This is a genomic window from Calderihabitans maritimus, from assembly GCF_002207765.1.
GTDB classification, from domain to species: domain Bacteria; phylum Bacillota; class KKC1; order Calderihabitantales; family Calderihabitantaceae; genus Calderihabitans; species Calderihabitans maritimus.
In genome coordinates, this window is sequence record NZ_BDGJ01000217.1 from 1 (window position 1) to 3,603 (window position 3,603).

Here is a 3,603-nt window from a genome sequence, read left to right on the forward strand (position 1 = left end):
TCATACATAAATCCCCAATTACCATTGGAGGAAAGAAAATCGAAAAAATTACCTAGGTCCACTTGACAGCTTCGAAGGTGCTTAATTGTATTGACAGTGTATTTGGAACGTGATAATATCTATAAGTGTGTAATTTCCGAAGGAGGTCTAGGATGATGCCTTTTGAGAGACTGCGGAAGGCTCGAAAAAAAACAGTGGGAACAAAACAAACTACTAAAGCAGTTCAGAAAGGCCTCGCCAAAGTAGTTTATATAGCAGAGGATGCTGACTCCCATGTGGTTGACCCACTGATAGCCTTATGCCAAGAAAAAGGCACCGAGATTATTCGTGTTAGTTCTATGGCAGAATTAGGGCAAGCTTGTGGGATAGAAGTAGGGGCGGCTTCCGCGGCTATCATTGAAGATTAGATCAGTTATTTATCTCGGTATTAGAGGCATCCTCCTATTACCTAATAGTTATTAAACAGTTTGGGAAGGAGGTGGGTGTATGCCGACAATTAGCCAGCTAGTTCGTAAAGGGAGAAAAATGGTTGAAAAGAAATCGTCTGCTCCCGCTTTGAAGGAATCTCCTCAAAAGCGCGGAGTATGTACCAGAGTATATACCACAACTCCCAAAAAGCCCAACTCGGCCTTGAGAAAGGTAGCAAGGGTTCGTCTAACTAATGGTATTGAAGTTACTGCTTATATTCCTGGTATTGGCCATAACCTCCAAGAACACTCAGTTGTCTTAGTCAGGGGGGGACGGGTGAAAGACCTGCCGGGAGTTAGGTATCATATTATTCGAGGTGCTCTGGATGCTGCAGGAGTACAGGATCGGAAGCAAGGAAGATCCAAATATGGAACTAAACGGCCCAAAAAATAAGGTAGCGCAGAGGTGAAGGGGGGAAACAGATGCCACGAAGAGGAAGTGTTCCTAAGCGTGAAGTTATGCCTGACCCAATTTATAACAGCACTAAAGTTACTAAACTTATAAACCAAGTAATGCGGGACGGGAAAAAAAGTAAAGCAGAGAAAATATGCTACGGTGCTTTTGGCCTCATTAGAGAAAAAACCGGCCGAGATCCTATGGAAGTTTTTGAACAAGCGTTGAAAAATGTTATGCCGGTCCTGGAAGTTAAGGCTCGTAGAGTGGGCGGCGCTAACTATCAGGTTCCGGTAGAGGTTCGGCCGGAAAGAAGGCAAACTTTAGCTATACGGTGGATAGTTAACTATGCCCGCGAACGAGGCGGTAAAAGTATGATCGAGAAGCTCGCGGCAGAGATAATGGATGCAGCCAACGGTACTGGGGGAGCAGTCAAGAAGAAGGAAGATACTCATAAAATGGCAGAGGCTAACAGGGCGTTTGCCCACTACCGGTGGTAAAACATGGAAGAAAACTTTTGTTTTTGTTGCGGCTAGAGGAGGAGGTTAATATGGCAAAGAGATTTCCCTTAGAAAAAACAAGAAATATAGGTATCATGGCCCATATCGACGCCGGTAAAACAACTACTACGGAAAGAATACTCTTTTATACAGGGAGAGTTCATAAAATTGGGGAAGTGCATGACGGGGCAGCGACTATGGACTGGATGATTCAGGAACAGGAAAGAGGCATCACCATTACCTCTGCTGCAACCACCTGTTACTGGAAAGATCATCGTATTAATATTATAGATACGCCTGGCCACGTGGACTTCACTGTAGAGGTGGAACGTTCCCTGCGGGTTCTTGATGGGGCGGTAGCCATATTCTGCTCCGTCGGTGGAGTTGAACCGCAGTCGGAAACGGTTTGGCGCCAGGCAGATAAATATGGGGTACCCCGGATTGCTTACATTAATAAAATGGACCGGGTTGGAGCCGACTTCTTCCGAGGAGTCAGAATGATTAAAGAAAGATTGGGCGCAAATCCTGTCCCAATTCAACTTCCCATTGGAGCAGAAGAATCTTTCCGTGGGGTAGTAGATTTAATTTCCAACAAGGCCATCATTTATGTTGATGATTTAGGTACGCGGAGCGAAGAGACAGAAATTCCTGAAGACATGGTTGATTTGGTGGCAGAATACAGAGAGAAATTGCTGGAAGCCGTGGCGGAAAGTGACGAAGAATTGATGATTAAGTACTTGGAAGGAGAAGAGTTGAGCGTTGAGGAGATTAAAGCCGGAATTCGGAAGGCAACTTTAGCGGTGAAAATGATTCCGGTGCTTTGCGGTTCTTCATTTAAGAACAAAGGGGTTCAGCCGTTGCTGGATGCCATCATTGACTATTTACCTTCGCCCACAGACGTACCGGCGGTGAGGGGCATTGATCCTGAGACGGGAGAAGAGGACAGGCGGATTTCCAGCGATGATGAGCCTTTTTCGGCACTTGCCTTTAAAATAATGGCGGATCCTTATGTGGGTAAATTAACCTTTTTCAGGGTATATTCGGGGGTATTACGTTCCGGTTCATACGTGTATAACTCCACGAAAGGGAAAAGAGAGCGAGTTGGACGAATTTTACAGATGCATGCCAACCATCGGGAAGAGATCCCGGAAGCTTTTGCCGGAGATATCGTGGCTGCGGTAGGTCTGAAGGAAACTACGACCGGAGATACCCTTTGTGAGGAGAACCATCCTATAGTTTTGGAATCCATGGAGTTTCCTGAGCCGGTTATTTCGGTTGCTATTGAACCGAAGACGAAAGCGGATCAGGAAAAAATGAGTACGGCTCTTCAAAGGCTGGCGGAGGAAGATCCTACTTTTAAGGTGCACGTTGACCAAGAGACCGGGCAAACTATAATTTCTGGTATGGGAGAACTTCACCTGGAAATTATTGTAGACCGCCTGATGCGGGAATTTAAGGTGGATGCCAATGTAGGCCGTCCCCAGGTAGCTTACAAGGAGACCATTCTCTCTTCTACCAAAGTAGAGGGTAAATTTATCCGCCAAACTGGTGGACGGGGTCAATATGGTCATGTTTGGCTGGAGTTAGAACCGCTAGAAAGAGGTAAGGGTTTTGAATTTGTTGATAAAATTGTTGGCGGCGTAGTTCCTAAAGAGTATATCCCGGCAGTGGAAGCCGGTGTCCGGGAAGCCATGGAAAACGGTGTTATAGCAGGATATCCGGTGGTGGACGTTAGAGTTACCTTATATGACGGATCGTACCATGAAGTGGACTCCTCAGAAATGGCTTTCAAGATTGCGGCGTCTCAAGCATTTAAAGCGGGGGCTCAGAAAGCCAACCCTGTACTGCTGGAACCGGTTATGAAAGTTGAAGTAGTAGTGCCGGAAGAATATATGGGCGATGTTATAGGAGACCTTAATGCTCGCCGGGGTAAAGTGGAAGGAATGGAGCCGAGGTCGGGAGCTCAAGTTATTCGAGGCTATGTTCCGTTGGCAGAAATGTTCGGTTACGCTACTGACTTGCGTTCCCGTACCCAAGGAAGAGGTAATTATGTAATGCAGTTTTCTCACTACCAGGAGGTACCTAAAAATATAGCTGAGGCGATTATAGCTAAGCGTAGTGGACGGGAATAGTTTAATAAAACGTTAAAAGCTTAAAGGAGGATGTGAAATGGCGAAGGCGAAATTTGAGAGGACGAAACCGCACGTTAACGTAGGAACAATAGGGCACGTAGACCATGGGA

4 protein-coding genes are annotated in these 3,603 nt (G+C 46.0%); all 4 read left to right on the forward strand.

The genetic code is table 11. The annotated features are described in order from the left end of the window. Positions 1-152: 152 nt before the first annotated feature. The 4 genes from KKC1_RS15600 (at position 153) to fusA (ending at position 3,493) form a co-directional block, all read left to right on the forward strand. Positions 153-407 carry a L7Ae/L30e/S12e/Gadd45 family ribosomal protein gene (locus KKC1_RS15600; protein WP_305790421.1) on the forward strand — a complete coding sequence of 85 codons (255 nt, stop codon included), beginning with the start codon at positions 153-155 and terminating at the stop codon, positions 405-407. 79 nt (positions 408-486) lie between these two features. Continuing rightward, a complete protein-coding gene (gene rpsL, locus KKC1_RS15605; RefSeq protein ID WP_088555343.1) occupies positions 487-861 on the forward strand; it encodes a 30S ribosomal protein S12 in 375 nt (124 codons plus the stop codon). 29 nt (positions 862-890) lie between these two features. Continuing rightward, the gene (rpsG, locus tag KKC1_RS15610) at positions 891-1,361 is read left to right on the forward strand and encodes a 30S ribosomal protein S7 (RefSeq protein ID WP_088555344.1); all 471 of its coding nucleotides are present in this window, start codon (positions 891-893) and stop codon (positions 1,359-1,361) included. A 50-nt stretch (positions 1,362-1,411) separates the two neighbouring features. Then, entirely contained in the window at positions 1,412-3,493 is a 2,082-nt protein-coding gene (gene fusA, locus KKC1_RS15615) for an elongation factor G (protein WP_088555345.1), read from the forward strand. The last annotated feature ends 110 nt before the right edge of the window (positions 3,494-3,603 follow it).